This window comes from Thiothrix winogradskyi, assembly GCF_021650935.1.
GTDB classification, from domain to species: Bacteria; Pseudomonadota; Gammaproteobacteria; order Thiotrichales; family Thiotrichaceae; genus Thiothrix; species Thiothrix winogradskyi.
Genome location: NZ_CP091244.1, coordinates 601,687 through 617,891, shown reverse-complemented (window position 1 = coordinate 617,891; position 16,205 = coordinate 601,687). Strand labels below are relative to the sequence as shown.

Genomic DNA, 16,205 nt, shown 5'->3' with positions numbered 1-16,205 from the left:
AGGCCACCCGGGGTTTTCGACATGCTGCACACGAAGCACCGCATTCTTACACCGGATGACTGACATCAGTCCCCCGGCACAAGCGCGGGAGACACTAGTTGATTGAATTGCTCCGTATATGTCCATTCAGCATGTTGTGTGTCTCCATGTAATAAGATTGATAATGGTGAGAAAGTGTAGCTGCCGTGTTACTAAAGTCAAGCATATTTTATTGCGATTAACGTGGTTTGGCATGAGCGGGGCGGAATGCCTTGCATTGTGCAGGGTCAGATTCCAGATACGCTGCTTCAATCAAATCCAAGCAATACGGAATCGCCGGGAATACCGCTTGCAAGCAATCATCAATCGCGGAAGGCTTACCCGGCAAATTCACGATCAAACTGCGCCCGCGTATCCCTGCCGTTTGCCGTGATAAAATGGCGGTTGGCACAAATTTTAACGACGCGGTGCGCATCAATTCACCGAAACCGGGCAGCATTTTGCTGCACACCGCTTCGGTCGCTTCTGGGGTTACATCACGTAACGCAGGCCCTGTACCGCCGGTCGTCACAATCAAACTACAGCCTTCGACATCACTCAATTCACGCAAGGCAGCTTCAATATCCGGCTGTTCATCGGGGATCACCCGCGCGACCGCTTCCCACGGGCTGGTGAGAACTTGGCTAAACCATGCGTGGATGGCGGGACCACCTTTGTCTTCGTATTCACCACGGCTGGCGCGGTCAGAAACGGTCAAAATGCCAATACGGGCAGGCGCTGTCATTATGGGAACTCCTACTGATCCTATTTAAACCCCGACAAGGTTAAATTTGGAGAGTTTACCACGCTGCATCACGTTAGTGACCGCAGACTCCAATTGCGCCCGTACCCACTGATGGGCAGCGTCGCCCTCGTGCCGCTTATGCCACAACATAAACATGGTGATTGAGGGCAGATTGAATAGCGGTGAAATGGCTGAAAACTCCGCTAACGCCCCCATGCGTAACATCCCCGGTGCAATCGCCAGTAAATCACTGCCGCGCATGAAACTCGCCATCTCTGAAAAATTAGGCACACGAACCGCGACTTGCTGTTCCAATTCGCGTGAAATCGGCGCAGCCATCACCGCAGCACGCTGACCCTCTACCACATTCAGACCGATATAACGTGCTTGCCGGAAATCTGCCAGCGTGCGTGGCGCTTCCCGTGCATTGCCATCAAAAAAGCAACGCGGCTGGTCAATGAATAAGCGCTTATGGAGAATATCTACCCCTTCCGGGGCAATGGGGGAGAGCAATAAATCGGCTTTACCGGTGCGCAACCATTCCAAGGCTGGGGATTCGGAAATAATTGTGCGCAAGGAAAACGCTTTCACTTCGCTGGCTACTTGCCGGTATAACTCAGGTAGCACCAAGTCACGTTGGAAATCGTTAGTACCCACCGTAAAATTCAGCACCGCCTTTTGCGGCGTGAAAACGGGTTCTGAGGTTAACTGCTGCATTTCTGACAAAACCACGCGCATCCGTTCCCCCAAGTTTTCAGCACGGGCGGTGGCAACAATTTCTTGCCCACCGGTACGCACAAATAAGGGGTCGTGAAATACCGAACGCAGTTTGGTGAGGCAATTACCAATCACTGTTTTGGTAATACCCAACTTGTCGGCGGCGCTGGCAATCGACCCCTGTTCCAGTACGGTCAGGAAGACGTTCATTGAATAGCCATCTAAGGCGAGGTAATCGTTATCTTTCATCTCTATGATGGTAGCAGCTTGTTTTTATTTATAAAAATATATAAAAAAGATTTTGTGATTAGTTTTTTAAGGCTGAAAACCGATTGACGGCTAAATACTACCGTTCGTCAGAATAATGCCAAAATAACGAGTATTAAACTGACAAGCACTAACAGTAAAACAAATAGCAGCGACAATACGCCCAGCACCAAAGAGAACGGATTCACCAGTGTCCCGATGCTGATATACGACCCTAGCAGCTCCCGCGCTTCGCTGGCGAGTGAGCCAATGCTCCACAAACTTTTGGCGGAACTGAGAAAACCCAGCTTCTGCACCTGACCCGCTCGGATACCTTGCACCGTTGCACCGATTTCACCCTTGGCATCATCCAGCATCTGTCCGGCAATGGTGGGAATATCCTTCAGCTCCTCCAACGCCCACCAGAAACGCAGCAACACCAGAATCGGCAATAACACCACGCCCGCCACGATCAAGGCACTGGTCAGCGACCAACTCTTGAGGAAAAACAACCAGATGAAAATCCATACATCCAGCGCCACCCCCAACAAGGCAGCAAAACGCACCTTGTCGGATACGCTATCGACCAAGGGCAATAGGCGTGCAAAAATTGTCAGCAGGCGTTGCTGCTTGTCAGGTGTATTCATGGATTTATCCGTTGTAGTTGATAGCATTCAGACGCTCTTCTACTGCATTACCCAAATACCAGCGAATGCTAGTGAAAAATGCTGGGAGTGGTATTTCGATTTCTTCGGAAAAGAGTGCTTCTGCCAACAAAGCAACGGCTTCCTCTATACCCACTCCACTGTTAGCAAAATCCTGCATTTGCTCGTTAAGTATTTCAAACACTGGCAACCGGAGCTTTTGTAACCGTGGCGCAGATAAACGTAAGCAGCGAATGGTTTCACTCGCTTTATCCTGTAAATCAGGTGGACAACTCTTTTCATCGACCATTATTTCACCTGTTGATTCATCAAATCGAAACAAGCGGGGAAATGCAGGAATATCCAATGGATTGAGTATTGTCTCTGACCAGTTGTGATTACTTTTAGGGACATCGCAACTATGATCAGGAGACGTAAAACGCGAACTGACGGCAAGGTCACGAACATTTCCACCACAGCATGTTGCTAGCAAATTTTGCCATTCCAAAGCATGGTTGGGAGGTGGGTTATGAGGTTTTTTGGGAATGAAATGTTCTACCCTAAAATCGTCCAAACCTTTACCCGCACCATCATGTAGATCAATTTCACAGTAGGCGCACAAGCCACGTTGATCAACAATCAATTGCGCTTTAACTTGACGGTAGCCACCGTTAGATTCGTTACGAAAGTGTTCCCATGTAGCCAAGGGATTTTCTTTTTGATATTGCCGTAAAGTATCTGGGATTTCAGTTAACTTATTGACTTTTTTCATCTAGCTGCTTGTCCACGCCGATAAGCCCGCATCCGAATATCCATGTCCATTTTGATCAACGCAGGCTCAAACCCATGCCCCCAAGTGTTCAATTTTTCACGTAACACTACTGCGCGTGGTGTATCCCATTGGTCTTCAGCAATGAGGTGTTGGTATTCGTTAAGTTCTTGCACAATCTCAAGGTGCTGTGGACGAGTATGTACGCCCTGAATGGATTCCAACACATAAGGGCTTTCTGCCCCTAAGGAAAACTCAGGAATAATAACATGCACCTTATCACCCTCACGCGACAACTCACGGATACATTCCGGTGGCACAGTGGTCAATACCTGTGGGCTATGCGTAGTCACAATGAACTGAATTTCGGGAAATGCCGTCGTTAGCCCCCCTAATACAAGTTGCTGCCATTCAGGGTGAAGGTGCATGTCCACTTCATCAATCAAAACAATGCCAGGTGTTTTACATGAAGCTTCTGCACCCAGATGGGGATTAAGTTTTGTCGCACGAAAAGCAATATCAGCTACCAACGCGATCATGCTACGCACACCATCACTCAATAAGTGAATAGGTAACCGTCCATGATCTTTGTGGATGCCGACAATGGTTTGACGCTCAAAATCATAGTCAATTTCTTGCCAACCACTAACTTTCAAACAGAGACTAACCGCCCGATTAACGGACTTGACGTATTGATCGAACTCCGTTTCGACTGGCTCTTTGTTGGCTTGCAACGCCTTCACTAAATTGCGCCATTTATTTTCAGACCAATAGGTAAACCACTGCTCAAACGTCTCAAAATTTGAGCTTGGCTTGAGGCAGTTAGCGTAACCGATCGTGCGGGATGTATTGTTAAATTTGACATCAGCACTCTCTTCTATATTCCAAAGCCTACCCGTCCCGTAATAAGAAACCAAGGGCAACATGAGCGTGCTAACCCCTTCTTCTGTCTGAATGCGTTCTTGTAAATGCAGCGCCAACTGCGTTAATGCGGTTGTATTCTTACCCGATACTCGCATTTTTTCCAAAGCAGGACGTTTACGCCCCCACTTGGTAATGTTTTCTCCAAAAAGGTAAGCCGATACATTGATGATAGCCCCGCCAAAAGCTAACTCCACCTCATTGCTCTGGGTGTCACGCACTTTAATTCTGCGAACATCATTACGTGAAAAGAGTTTAGTACCGCCATCAAATCCCTTCACGAAAGGACTAAATGCTATGGCAATTGCGTCAAGAATTGACGTTTTACCCACGCCATTCTTGGCAACGATAACCGTTAGATTCTTGTGAAAATCTATCTCCAATGCTTCAAAAGCTCGGAAGTTTTTCAGTTCCAGTGAGCTGATTTTGAATTCATTTACCACGGGATAGTACTGCCATCAATGTCAAGCAAGCGCCCGGAATCGGCGAAGGTCACGTTTGCCAAATTGCGTTTCAACGCGGTCACGGATTCTTCCACCGATAGCTCGCCGTTCGGGCCGCCCATATCCGTGCGTACCCAACCCGGATGCAGCAATACCACGCTAATGCCTTTACGCGCCAAATCGTGCGCTGCACTTTTGTTGACCATATTCAACGCAGCTTTGCTGGAACGGTAGAGGTAACTGCCACCGGAGGTGTTGTCCGCGATACTGCCCATTTTGCTGCTCATATTGGCAATGATTTTGCGCTCGCTGAGGGCAACGTTGGCGGCGAAATCTTGCATCATGAGCATTGGTGTCACCACGTTAATGTGCAAAACGTCCAGCCATTCCTCGGCTTGGCAATGCCCGAAACCTTGGGCGCTCCAGCTACCGGATACCCCGGCGCTATTGAAGAGTATGTCGATGGGCTTGCCCTTCAGTTGGGCAGCCAGCACCTTGCGTTGTTGCGCGTTGGTGACATCCAGCAGGTGAACGCTGATGTTGCCATTGGCAGCCGCTAGTTGCTTAAGTTCGGGGGCATTTTCAGGCGAACGGCAACAGGCAAGCACTTCCCAGCCGTCAGCCGCGTACTGACGAACCAGTTCCAGACCGATGCCGCGATTGGCTCCTGTAATCATAATAGTGGGCATGTGAGCATTCCTTCTAATGGGGTGGAAACATTATAGCAGGGTCAATAATGATTGTGGGTTATCGCATGACCAGCAGTTTTATTTATAATTTTAATTTATTGTGCTAATTAGTTTATAATGGGGTCTACGTCTTTCCCGACGAAAATCACTAATAACAAGATGGGAGGTTTACATGCATGTGAGCAATATCATTCCAGTCATGCTGATGTCTAGCGTACTGGTCGCTTGTGGCGGCGGAACCGGTGCTTCGCTATCCATACCGGCAACGACGACCACAAGCGGTGGCAACAATGGCACGACGACAAACACGGGGACTGGCACCTCAACAGGTGGCAATACCGGTACATCCACCGGCACGACTGGCGGTTCATCCACCTCAACCGGTGGTGGCACAGCAACCGGGGGTACGACCGGTGGCACAACCTCCGGCGAAGACAATACCGGTAACACCTCAGACACCGGCAACACTTTCCGTTTGCTGACACGCAATGCTGTGGATGCAGCCTATAGCGATGCATTGGAACGCTTAATCACCGTCAGTTCCTCACCCGATAATGCCTTGAATATCATTAATCCAGCCAGTGGTGAACAACAAGCCGTCGTCTTGAACCTTACCCCCACCAGCTTAGCCATCAGCCCGGATGGGAAAACCGCTGTCGTCGGACACAAGAACGCGGTAACGCACGTGAATTTGCAAACCGCCAGCGTGCTGGATTTTTACAATAACCTCAGTCTGGATATTTTTGATATTGCCCTCGATGCCAGAGGTATTGCCTATGCCACGCCGCAGAGTAACGACCTGTGGGGGGCACTAAAGTCGATTAATCTAAGCACGGGTGCAGTCGAATCCAGCCTGTCGGTGGTGCAAATGGGTAGTTCCTACCTGCAATTGGCTCCCAGTTTGAATGCACTTTACCTGTTCGACAAAGGCACACTCCCCGTCGATCTGATCAAAGCGGATGTGAGCACCGCCCCGCCAGTCGGGTTGTATGATTCCCCGTATAACGGCGATTACGACATCGGTGGTGCAGCAGGCAAAGGGCCGTGGCTCACCGAAGACGATGCTTACATCCTGACGGCGGGCGAAACCCTGTTCCGCACGGCGACCACGCAAGACCAAGACATGCTCTACCAGCGCAGCGTGTCGGACAACGATAACGATCCAACCACCACGCTGCTGCACGCTGACCATTCGCAGGAAGCGGGGAAATTTGTGGTCATTCTGGACAAGGGCATTACCGGCACGGGTTCGGATTACCGCCTGAAAACCTACAGCACACCACAACTTGTCTTGAGCGAAGAAAAAAAGCTCAGCGAGATGGATTTGGATAACAGCGGCGATCCCGTGATTCCGCAATTCGCGTTCTTCAACAGCGATGGCACGCAACGGTATGCGGTCGTGAAACAAGGCTCAGGAACTTATTTGCAGGCGTTCTAGTCATTAGTTTTTTATATAACAAAAGTAGGGGCTATCAATGGAAACCAAGCACATCTTGCCAGTATTAGTGGCAGGCACGTTGTTGACTGCGTGCGGCGGTGGTTCAACCACTTCCAGCACGACTACGGGCGGTACGAGCACGGGGATTATTACGACCAATAACACCAATACCACGTTGGCAGATGCCAGCAGCGTCTATACCGGCAGCCGTGCCTTGGCGTTGCTGGATACCGCGAACAGCATGGCGTTTGTGAATCTGGTGTTAGGCACAGAAAACATCAACGACAACATTACCGCGCCGCGCCCAGCCGATGCCAGTGCGCCCGCTGTGACCAACACGGCACAAGCCAATTTATTGCAATCCCAACGGATTCTGTCTGCACTGGCAGCGCAACACCTTGCCGCACAGCGCTATCAAGCCCGTGCAGTCAACGAAAGCGATACTTGCCCCGGTGGTGGCACTGCCTCGGTAACAGGCGAAGTGGATGACGCCACTTTCACCGGCACGCTGCAAGTCACTTACAACCAATGCAAAAGCGAAAACGTTGTCACCAACGGCACGGCGATGCTGGTTATTCACGCCGTCAATATCATGTATGCCGCCCCAACTTCCTACACCGTCAGCATGAAAGGCCTGGGCATTCGCGTCGACGATGTACCCTACACTGCAACAGGCACACTGCGCACTGACTTGAACGTTGCCACCGGGCAAACCACCTTGCTGGTGAACCAATACCAACGCAACCTCAGCACCGGTAAACAACAACTTGCCGAAGCGGTAAAAATGGTCGTTGAAAGCAGTGGTTACACCGACATTAACGGCAAATTCTGCGAAGGCGTGCAAGGTTGCGTCACCGCCAGCACGGTTAAACCGTTTATGTTTGCTGCCGATGGCGTTCCCCTCGAAGGTGAGTTAGCCCTGAATGGTGCAGCCAACAGCAAAGTGCAAGTGATTGCGCAAGGTTACGACACATCGACCCCGCCACAGCGCAAATTGCAGGTCAATCTGGACAGCAATGGTGACGGCGTGTATGAATCACCCTCCGTGCGTAATGAATCCGTGCTGAAAAACTTCTCGGTCAACACCAATACCGAGCCAACAGCGGTTGCCACCTTACCGACTGCGGTAACGCTGGGGACGATCTTCACGCTGGATGGCAGCAAATCCACCGACCCCGAAGGCGATTTCCTCGCGTATCAATGGACAGTGGAAGCTGCACCGAAAGGCAGTACTGCTGCACTCGTCGCCGCCAATACCATGACGGCAAGTTTCACGCCGGATACCCAAGGCACGTATACCTTCAGCCTGAAAACAACCGACGCCTTCGGCAAGACCAACGTTGCCAGCAAAAATATCACGGTGATGGCAGCGGCTAACCCCTTAAGCGGCAACGTGATTGATGCCGCTTATAATGATGAGTTGGATCAATTGATTACCGTCAGCAGCCAACCCAACAATGCATTAAATATCATTAACCCCAGCAGCGGTAGACAGCACACTATCGGCTTGCCACTCGCCCCTACCAGCCTCGCGCTCAGTGCCGACGGCCTCACAGCGGTGGTTGGTCATAACGGTGCGCTGACCCATGTCGATTTGGAAATGGGGGAGCTTGTAAACTTCCACAACAATCTGGGCTTTAACGTATTTGACGTAGCATTGGGCAATGACGGCAAAGCTTACGCCACGCCGCCTGCGAATATGCAGTGGAACTATTTGTACGTGATTGACCTTGCCAGCGGTCAAGTGCAGGAAGACAGCGGTACACAACGCCTGTTCGGTGGTGCACGCTTACAAGCGGTGCCGAGCCTGAAAGCCGTTTACACCTTGGATACCGGCTTTGCGAGCAACGATTTGAACCGTTACGACACCAGTACAGTGCCACCTCAATGGTTGCATGACTCGCCGTATCAGGGGCAATACGATGTCGGTGCTGCCAATAGCAACCTGTGGAGCACGGACGATGGCATGTATTTGCTGACGGCGGGTGGCAGCTTGTTCCAAACGGCGGCACAGCAAAGCGCGGATATGCGTTATCAACGCAGCGTCGCGGATGATGATGGCAATGTAGCCACGTACTTGTTACACGCTGACCATTCGCAAAAAGCCGCAAAATTTGTGGCGATTGAAGCGGCGGCTAACAGCTACCGCTTAAAGACGTACACCACGCCATTGCTGAACCTTGATAACAGCTTGTCGTTGCAAGGCTTGAGCATTGATGGCAGCAATACGGTGGTCAAGCCGAGCTTTGTGTTCTTCAATGCGGATGGCACGGAGCGTTATAGTGTGCTGGAGCAAGGTGGCAAAAGCTACGTGATGGCGTTTTAATCACCCCATACCCTGCGTAAAATCCACTTTTTCCGCCCATTCCGGGTGATCAATCAGCGGGTTGCGGTTGCCCTGCATCCCGCTGATGACGGCATTACGGTGGAATTCGTATTCATCCGGCGGGAAGGCAGTGTGCCATGCCAATAGGGTCGGTAGGCGTTCCCGCTGGAGTTCACGGGTAGCATCACCTACCACACGTGGATAACGCAACAGGAAATACAAGGTGGCGCGGGCAACAGTTCCTTTGCCGTGGGCGGGTTCAAACTGGTTGCTTTCCAGCTTGCCGCAATCATCACGCACCACTTCTTCATAATCGGCAAAATCAAAGTAAGGGATATTGCCCCTAAAACTATTACAGCGGCTTTCACAGGCAAACAGATGATGCAGGTCGCCACGCATCGGCTCTTTTTTCTGAAACCACGATTGCGGCACAACGTGTTCGCAGTTGTAGGGCAATTCGGCTTCCAGACGTTCCCATTCCAGCGCTAACTGTTCACGCCCGATAGGGGTGGAGGTTTCCAGCAGCAAGAATTCACGCAAGCGGGCAGCGCGTAGCTGGTCGATGCGGAAATCTTCGCGGATGAAGGTTTCCGCCTCAACCGTCTCCCCAGAATAAATGCTGCGAAGTTTACGGTCGGGGTGCAAATCCACCCAAGGGTAGACGTGCGTGCTGGGTTTGTAGGCAAAGGTTTTGCGGTGGGTAGCGCGTACCAAATCACTGAGTTGCTGGAAGAGCTGCTCAGGGTCAGCATCCGTCTGAATGGTGGCGTAATAACTCGCAGCAGCGGCTTGGTCGGTTTCCGCGTCGTAATAGTCACGGTCAACGCTATCGGTCAGTGCAGCCAAATCTGACTGTAAATCGCTGTCGTCAGTGACTGGGGCTGACACAGGGCTAAAAACACCTGCCAACAACGCTTGCTGCTCTGGGGGGAGGGTTTGTTGCTGGATATGGGCAATGATGTGTTTGAGCAGCACGCCTTCGTTAGCTTTCCAAGCGATGCGGTGCTCACCCATGTCTGGTGTCCACACGCTGCCATCGGTGGCGAGATAACGTCCTTGATCATCACGTAACGGCACGCCCGAATGGTGTAATGCCACCACTTCCCACTGATCGGTGAATACCGGCGAGCCGGAAGAACCGGGAGACGTATCCGTCCGGTAATGCAGGAAAGGTTGCGGTGCATCAATCACCTGATTGTCACGCAGCGCAAGCTGTTTGGGTTCGCCACTGGGGTGCTGGATGATATTGACCCATTGCCCCACCTTAATGTCGGGTGGGTTATGCAACGGCAACCAGCCGTACACAGCCATTGTGGCTTCGGCTGATACGGCAACGAGGGTGTAATCAAGGGCTTCATCGGTCAGGAACAGGCTGGCAGGGTCAAATGTCACCCGCAGACTGGCTTCGGGCTGATTATTCTCACCCAACTCATAATTGAATTCGGCTTGGCTGTAGCCAGCGGCTTCAGCGTTGCCGAGAACGTGGTTATTGGTAAGCAATAGCCGTGGGGAAATCAAGAAGCCTGTGCCGTAACCGCGTAGCTTGCCATCCTTGGTGCGTATCAAAATGCGCACCACCGCACGGGAAACCGTCAACGCTTGCTTGAGGAAACGGGTGCTGAGCAAGTCGTTGTCGGCAAGGATCCGTTTCGGGGCGAGGTTGGCGTGTTGGCGGCGTCGCGTAGCGCGTTGGGCGTAACGCTGCTCGGTTGCACTCAGTAACTCAATGAAGGAATCTGAGGTACTCATGGTTAATGCCTCGTTATTGCTTAATGGTAAAATTGGCTTACATGAAGTAACAACCGGTGCTTGCTTGCGTCAGAGACCGAATTTATCCGTATCGACCCATTCCATACTCAAGAGTGACCAGAAGTCGACAGCCAGACCATTGAGGACATACTCATACGGCAACCAGCCATAACCGGCGTCACCCCAACCTTCCCCCCAAGAGTTACGGATTAGGAACGCCCCGGTGGTCTCTTGTCCACTTTGGGTATTTTTGATTGTCTTATTATCATCATAGCCGACGGCGACAATCGCGTGTCCCCATTCTGCATTTTCTTCGGCGGAAGGGTAAGGAATACCCCCCGGTGTATCACTCATGCCGAAGGAAGGAAAACCGAAAAAGCCGAACATCGAAGGTATGCCAGCAGCAAGAAACAGCTTAACCGTCGTCAAGACTCTTGCCGGTGGGACACTCTGACCCATGGGGTCATGACAAAAGTATTTGATCGCTTCGTAATTATCGGCAATGGCATACACAAATGCACTTGGCTCACGGTCAAACCCGTCTGGTTCAGCGCCTTGTTTGTCGGTATATGGCCAGTATTTTTCATCTGGCACACCACACAAACATAGCGCCCCCATTGTATTTCTCAACCACGACCCGGTATCCCCGGTCACGCCCATCAGATTACGGGTGGTTTTGTATAAGAACAGACGTGAACCGTCGTAATGTTTGCCAAAAGCTCGGCGCTGAAAATATTCAACAATACCCATACCCGCCTGTGCGGTACAAGAACCCAGCATTCCCTGATCTTCCACGGGGGAACACCACGCCCGCAAATCAACGCTTGGGGGAAGCTCCGCTTTATTGCTTAGCTTCAGTTTCTTGGTCATCTTTTTGATTTCAGCATGATCTTGCGAATAGTCCCGCAAGTCAGGAATAGGAGGCAGCCAACCTGTGCCGACAACTTTGTGTATACCGTTTAGCAGTATTTTAGCGTTTAATTTGGACATAATATTTGACCTCTTTTACTGAGATGGGCATAAACCGTTGAGAGCAGCATACGTGCTGGATGAGCCACGGGCTGGTACTTTTTTGCAGGTAATCTCATTGATTCCTTACTTCAGAACACAACCAGCCAATCTTCTTCCCGTGCTTGTATTTTGGTATAGCTGACACCGTGCACCTTGAGGCCATTGCTATCCAGCAGGGTAATCAGTCCGCCAGAATTGCCCAGTTTTACCCCTGCCCCCAGTGGCACGCTGACTGTCCCGTGAGCAGGCAGGCTGCCAGACAATGGGCATTTGCGCTTTTGCTGGTCAGCAATCTGCCAGCCGCTCAGGTCAATGGCTTGCGGTGATGGGTTGAGTAGCAACACGGTTTCCACTTCCGGGTCTGGTCCGGCGGGGTTCACCATCGCTGCCACAATGCGCACCTGCTTGTCTGTGGTTTTGTCCTCATCTCCCTCAATAGCATGACCGGTTTGGTCATCCGTATGCCAAGACTGTGACTGGAATGCCAGAAAGACACCAACCCATTGCCGGGTTGATGGGAAGTGGAACAGCAACGCGCCGTCCTGCCATACCCCATCATCCTTGCGGTAAGCGGCGTCGTTGCCTTGGTTCATGTGGATGTCATGCACGCCATTGCCGGGCTTGAAACTGAAAATTTTGTCCTTCAGATCAGCTTCCGGCCCCCAGCGTTCACCAAAGGCGAACACTTGAGCATCCTGCTCACTGATGGCACGTGATACCAGATGTTCGATCCGGTCGTTCAGGTCATTGCTGGGGCCGGGCAGGTTGTGGGGCAGCGTGTGCATCCCGTGTTTGTCGAACAAGTTGCCACGTACAAAATCCAGTGCTGCCCCGCCCGCTTGGGAGGGAACCCGCGTGAAGCCCTCTGCCAGTTCCGCCAGCCGATTCAGGATAGGGTGTTCAAAAGGGTCGGCGATGAGGTAGAGCAATTCCGGCTTGTCGCCTTTGGATTTGACGTTGATCGCCAGACGGTAGTCCACGCCTGCGCTGCGTACCTCAACCTGATAGTGGGGGGTGTCTTCACCATCCTCACGTTTTGCCTCAGTGGCTTTGCCCACCAGCACCCCGTATTGTTTCAAAGACATTGTGTTGTCCCTCGCTTGGTTAGTTGATATGTGTACTGATTCTCTTGAAACAAGGATGTCGCAAAAGGACAATTTCACCCCTCGAAAGGGTGTTGAAACCCGAGTTTTTGCGTCATTACCAACATTCTCCTCAGGAGTTTTGCGACACCCTCGAAATAACGAGACTCGTACCTCAGCCTGAATTATGGAGTAGCAGTGATACTCTTCTCAGCGGCAATGACAGCACGCTTGAACTCGTCAAAATTATTAACCTCATAGGCTGTACTCTTAACGGGGATCGCAGCCATTAATGCATCGTTGGCCTTGACAAAGTTCTGAACGAGATCTTTAGGCAGGTTGGGATTGTTTTCCGCAGCTTCAATAACTGCCTGATGGTACAACCATCCGCAGGAATGCAGGGAAGGATTCCACAGCTTGATGCAGTTGGTTCCTTCACACGGAGCTTGAAAAATAACCCGATGAGTCCAGTGGTTGCCCCATACACCAGCAGAGGAGGCTGAGAACCCCCACACGGCAACGGCCTGATAACAGCCTGCCGGAATGTCTAATTCCAAAAAACCACATTTCATCGGCAAAGCGAGGTACTTTTTACCGCACCATTCCAACACCCCATTATCACAGGTGTAGATGGTCAAATACCATCTGCCACTATCAGGTTCGCAGCCGTTTTCCCTTTTTTGCACATAAAACTTTGTATTTGACATGGCAGTTTCTCCTACAATTTAGGACTAATTAACCAGTAGCCCCTTCTGGATTAGAATAAATAAGCCACAAAACCCCGACATCGGGTTTAAAGCGGTAGACTTTAACTTTCCCAATGTAACGCTAGAAGCGTGGTGTAAATACCCGACTGGATTTGATAGCAGTTCAAGTGCGTTTAATCGTATTGGTCGTTTGAGGATTTCACTGGCACTTTTTTGCAAAAAGTTGGTACTTTTCTGCTGTCACTATCCCTTTTCCTCAGAACGGTAAACTCCAATGTCCGTCCGCGTTTGCAAACGAATCATGGCTTGCCATAGCTCATCCATTCGCCTGAAATTCAAACGCAAACCGGACTCAGCAGCCTGCACCTTCCCAACCACGCTGTCGGGTTGCTGGCTGTCAAAACGGTAAAATCTTACAATTTGTACATGGCGGCAAAAAAGTACCAGTGCTTTGCAGAAAAATCCTAACGCAGCCCCTCTTTTCCCAGATACCTTGAATGCGTATGACAAATAGCAGAATTAAGCAGTGGGCTTATTAATCAAGGAGTATACGTAATGTTAGATTTAAATCATGGCAAGGAACTGTCGAGCATTGACTTTGCCAGCATGATTGGGGGGCCGTTAGTTGCAGTGGTTGATGCCCAAGCGGCAGCGGCGATATCCACGGTGGATTTTATCAAATCAGTGGGCTTTTACCCCGACACCAAGGATAGCAGCGGCAAAACCATTCCGGGTGATCCAGTTTATGTGACGTTTAAATTCCCTAAACTAATTCCGGGGACGGATGCGGTAACAGGGGCAATCACAGGGGTGACCGTCTCTGATCAAGGGAGTGGCTACGCCTCGTCACCTGCTGTTTCTGTCAGTGGGGGTGGAGGTTCCGGTGCCGTTCTGGAAGCTATCTTGGATAGTGAGGGGAAGGTTGTAGAAATTCGTATCGTCAGTGCGGGGAGAAATTATGCCACAGCCCCAACCCTGACTCTTGACCCACCGCCTGCCGGGAGTGGGACATCGACAGCGACAGCAACCGCGACAGTGGGGAATGTGTCTGCACAGCCTGCCAAGTACCAAAATATGGAATTGCAGGTACCGATGCTGACCATTGTGCCCATCCCCTACCTGCGGGTTGAGGAGGTGGAAATCAAGTTTAATGCCAAAATCAACAGCTTCACCTACGAAAACAGCAGTACCAGTAGCCGCTTTGATGCAGCGGCTAGTGCTTCGGCAGGTTGGGGATGGGGTAAGGCGAAAATCAGCGCCTCGTATTCCACCCAGAAGTCTTCCAGTTCCGGTACTCAGGTTAATCGTACCTATTCGTTGGATATACGGGTGAGGGCTGAGCAGGATGAGTTGCCGGGTGGGATGGAGAAAGTGTTGGGCATCCTAGAAGGAGCCATGCGGGAAGTCCCAGCGTTAAGTGCCTCCACTGTACCCGCCACAACCTAAGGAGGAGGGTTCTATATGCCTAAGCTAGCGGATGTGATCAGCACGCTGGTTTCCCAGTGTGCTGAGGCGAGAGTCAGTGCGGATCTGGAAGCCGTCAAGACGGCATTGCTTTACCGCGAACACGACATACTGAAGCATTTTTCGGTTCCACGTATGCGTATCCGCGACATTGACATTAACCTGAAGGTGGCTGTTGTCAGCAGTGGAGGCGTTGGTGCTCACCATTTGCAACAAGTCCCAATCAACGACACTATTGCGTTTATCCATGAAACGCTGGCTAGGCAGTTTAATCTGGTCATTAAAAACAAGCAGGAGTATCGGGCAGCCGTTTCACCAAGCCTGAAGGATCTGAATGGCAACATTCAGGAATTGTCTAGGCAGGTGGATGAGGGAGAGCTTGAATTCAATTTAGCTACCCGAAAACTTCAGGAGCTGTTTCAATATACTGCCAAGTATATTGTGGAACAAACGCAAGCGTTCATTGAACAAAAAGTGGATTTGAGTCCCCTGCATAAGAATTTGATTGTCTTTTTTAACGAAAAGGCAATTGTTCAGAAGGTTGATGCCAACAACATGGAAGTTGAAGTGAACACCGCCATCCTCAAGGAATTGCCGCCGGACACTTTGCTCTCGATAAAGTTGAATGTTTTTGAGGAAGGCTACGAAATCAAACTGGATGATGGCAAATTATTATTGGTACCTGAGTGATGTTAAACCAACGTAGTCAACTGGATTTATTTTTGCTGCTGGAAGACGCGCTGCTCGCCATTGGGGGGTACGTAGATTTGTACGAGTCCAAAGACAGTGCATTTGTACCCCGTTATTTGGGGTGGCTCAAACAACTGGAAGGCAAGCTGAGAGACAACCGGGTTGCCAAGGCGGCAGTCGTTTCTAGTTGTCGGGCGAGTATTCTGAGCGTCTCTGGTCAGGTACATCGTGACAAACTGAGCAAGCGAAAACAAGTCGCCAACCATGCGGCTGATACCATTCAGGTGCTGCAACAGGAATTGCTGGAGGTGTTCACCCCTCTGGAAAATAAATTGGCGCGGGTGCGGGATATGTTGCGCAAACTCTTGGTAATTTATTCTGCATTACGCCCGCAGGGCTTTGCCTTGGTACAGGATATTGCTTGCTTATGGCAAGCCATGACAGAGCTGGATGAGCTGCGGGGCGGCGTGATGGAGCTTGCCAGCCAATTGCCGAAGCATGATTTGTTGCGCCTGCTGGGGGAGGAAGTTGCAGGTCTGTCCTAAA

Annotated in this window: 15 protein-coding genes; 5 read left to right on the top strand and 10 right to left on the bottom strand. The window is 50.9% G+C overall.

The genetic code is table 11. From position 1 onward, the window contains the following. Positions 1 to 217: 217 nt before the first annotated feature. The 6 genes from mog to L2Y54_RS03305 all read right to left on the bottom strand — a co-directional run bounded on the left by mog (position 218) and on the right by L2Y54_RS03305 (position 5,192). The gene (gene mog / locus L2Y54_RS03330; protein WP_236499817.1) at positions 218 to 763 is read right to left on the bottom strand and encodes a molybdopterin adenylyltransferase; all 546 of its coding nucleotides are present in this window, start codon (positions 761 to 763) and stop codon (positions 218 to 220) included. A gap of 24 nt (positions 764 to 787) precedes the next feature. Continuing rightward, positions 788 to 1,729, bottom strand: coding sequence for a LysR family transcriptional regulator (locus L2Y54_RS03325; protein ID WP_236499815.1), 942 nt, complete (start codon positions 1,727 to 1,729; stop codon positions 788 to 790). 107 nt (positions 1,730 to 1,836) lie between these two features. Beyond that, a complete protein-coding gene (locus L2Y54_RS03320; RefSeq protein ID WP_236499814.1) occupies positions 1,837 to 2,373 on the bottom strand; it encodes a hypothetical protein in 537 nt (178 codons plus the stop codon). A 4-nt stretch (positions 2,374 to 2,377) separates the two neighbouring features. Next, entirely contained in the window at positions 2,378 to 3,142 is a 765-nt protein-coding gene (locus L2Y54_RS03315; protein ID WP_236499812.1) for a retron system putative HNH endonuclease, read from the bottom strand. Then, a complete protein-coding gene (locus L2Y54_RS03310) occupies positions 3,139 to 4,503 on the bottom strand; it encodes an AAA family ATPase (RefSeq protein WP_236499811.1) in 1,365 nt (454 codons plus the stop codon). The genes L2Y54_RS03315 and L2Y54_RS03310 overlap by 4 nt, the downstream gene beginning before the upstream one ends. After that, positions 4,497 to 5,192, bottom strand: coding sequence for an SDR family oxidoreductase (locus tag L2Y54_RS03305; RefSeq protein ID WP_236499810.1), 696 nt, complete (start codon positions 5,190 to 5,192; stop codon positions 4,497 to 4,499). The genes L2Y54_RS03310 and L2Y54_RS03305 overlap by 7 nt, the downstream gene beginning before the upstream one ends. 172 nt (positions 5,193 to 5,364) lie before the next feature. Between L2Y54_RS03305 and L2Y54_RS03300 the strand changes: the two genes are divergently transcribed. Together L2Y54_RS03300 and L2Y54_RS03295 are read left to right on the top strand one after the other, a co-directional pair. Continuing rightward, entirely contained in the window at positions 5,365 to 6,630 is a 1,266-nt protein-coding gene (locus tag L2Y54_RS03300; RefSeq protein WP_236499809.1) for a hypothetical protein, read from the top strand. Between the two features lie 37 nt (positions 6,631 to 6,667). Continuing rightward, complete coding sequence (locus tag L2Y54_RS03295; protein WP_236499808.1) at positions 6,668 to 8,956, top strand: YncE family protein; 2,289 nt, start codon at positions 6,668 to 6,670, stop codon at positions 8,954 to 8,956. Here the strand turns inward: L2Y54_RS03295 and L2Y54_RS03290 are convergent, their stop codons facing one another. From L2Y54_RS03290 to L2Y54_RS03275, 4 genes are all read right to left on the bottom strand, one after another. Then, positions 8,957 to 10,705: an endonuclease gene (locus L2Y54_RS03290; protein WP_236499807.1), complete on the bottom strand. Its 1,749-nt coding sequence runs from the start codon at positions 10,703 to 10,705 to the stop codon at positions 8,957 to 8,959. Between the two features lie 69 nt (positions 10,706 to 10,774). Then, positions 10,775 to 11,695, bottom strand: a complete 921-nt coding sequence (locus L2Y54_RS03285; RefSeq protein WP_236499806.1) for a C1 family peptidase — start codon at positions 11,693 to 11,695, stop codon at positions 10,775 to 10,777. 110 nt (positions 11,696 to 11,805) lie between these two features. After that, positions 11,806 to 12,801, bottom strand: coding sequence for a DUF2278 family protein (locus L2Y54_RS03280; protein WP_236499805.1), 996 nt, complete (start codon positions 12,799 to 12,801; stop codon positions 11,806 to 11,808). 182 nt (positions 12,802 to 12,983) lie between these two features. Further along, on the bottom strand, positions 12,984 to 13,505 hold the full coding sequence (locus L2Y54_RS03275; RefSeq protein ID WP_236499803.1) for a hypothetical protein: 522 nt from the start codon (positions 13,503 to 13,505) through the stop codon (positions 12,984 to 12,986). Between the two features lie 555 nt (positions 13,506 to 14,060). Between L2Y54_RS03275 and L2Y54_RS03270 the strand changes: the two genes are divergently transcribed. From L2Y54_RS03270 to L2Y54_RS03260, 3 genes are read left to right on the top strand one after another with little or no spacing between them, the layout of a single operon-like run. Next, entirely contained in the window at positions 14,061 to 14,951 is an 891-nt protein-coding gene (locus tag L2Y54_RS03270) for a DUF2589 domain-containing protein (protein ID WP_236499801.1), read from the top strand. A gap of 15 nt (positions 14,952 to 14,966) precedes the next feature. Further along, positions 14,967 to 15,659 (top strand): hypothetical protein, encoded by a 693-nt coding sequence (locus tag L2Y54_RS03265; RefSeq protein WP_236499800.1) that lies wholly within the window; start codon positions 14,967 to 14,969, stop codon positions 15,657 to 15,659. Continuing rightward, positions 15,659 to 16,204 (top strand): hypothetical protein, encoded by a 546-nt coding sequence (locus L2Y54_RS03260; RefSeq protein WP_236499799.1) that lies wholly within the window; start codon positions 15,659 to 15,661, stop codon positions 16,202 to 16,204. Before L2Y54_RS03265 ends, L2Y54_RS03260 begins: the two co-directional genes overlap by 1 nt. Position 16,205: the final 1 nt, after the last annotated feature.

Excerpts from the sequence above, each read along its gene's own strand:
- L2Y54_RS03280 (WP_236499805.1), bottom strand. The coding sequence starts at position 12,801 with ATGTCTTTGAAACAATACGGGGTGCTGGTGGGCAAAGCCACTGAGGCA.
- mog (WP_236499817.1), bottom strand. The coding sequence starts at position 763 with ATGACAGCGCCTGCCCGTATTGGCATTTTGACCGTTTCTGACCGCGCC.
- L2Y54_RS03275 (WP_236499803.1), bottom strand. The coding sequence starts at position 13,505 with ATGTCAAATACAAAGTTTTATGTGCAAAAAAGGGAAAACGGCTGCGAA.
- L2Y54_RS03295 (WP_236499808.1), top strand. The coding sequence starts at position 6,668 with ATGGAAACCAAGCACATCTTGCCAGTATTAGTGGCAGGCACGTTGTTG.
- L2Y54_RS03315 (WP_236499812.1), bottom strand. The coding sequence starts at position 3,142 with ATGAAAAAAGTCAATAAGTTAACTGAAATCCCAGATACTTTACGGCAA.
- L2Y54_RS03265 (WP_236499800.1), top strand. The coding sequence starts at position 14,967 with ATGCCTAAGCTAGCGGATGTGATCAGCACGCTGGTTTCCCAGTGTGCT.
- L2Y54_RS03290 (WP_236499807.1), bottom strand. The coding sequence starts at position 10,705 with ATGAGTACCTCAGATTCCTTCATTGAGTTACTGAGTGCAACCGAGCAG.
- L2Y54_RS03320 (WP_236499814.1), bottom strand. The coding sequence starts at position 2,373 with ATGAATACACCTGACAAGCAGCAACGCCTGCTGACAATTTTTGCACGC.
- L2Y54_RS03300 (WP_236499809.1), top strand. The coding sequence starts at position 5,365 with ATGCATGTGAGCAATATCATTCCAGTCATGCTGATGTCTAGCGTACTG.
- L2Y54_RS03305 (WP_236499810.1), bottom strand. The coding sequence starts at position 5,192 with ATGCCCACTATTATGATTACAGGAGCCAATCGCGGCATCGGTCTGGAA.
- L2Y54_RS03260 (WP_236499799.1), top strand. The coding sequence starts at position 15,659 with ATGTTAAACCAACGTAGTCAACTGGATTTATTTTTGCTGCTGGAAGAC.
- L2Y54_RS03325 (WP_236499815.1), bottom strand. The coding sequence starts at position 1,729 with ATGAAAGATAACGATTACCTCGCCTTAGATGGCTATTCAATGAACGTC.
- L2Y54_RS03270 (WP_236499801.1), top strand. The coding sequence starts at position 14,061 with ATGTTAGATTTAAATCATGGCAAGGAACTGTCGAGCATTGACTTTGCC.
- L2Y54_RS03285 (WP_236499806.1), bottom strand. The coding sequence starts at position 11,695 with ATGTCCAAATTAAACGCTAAAATACTGCTAAACGGTATACACAAAGTT.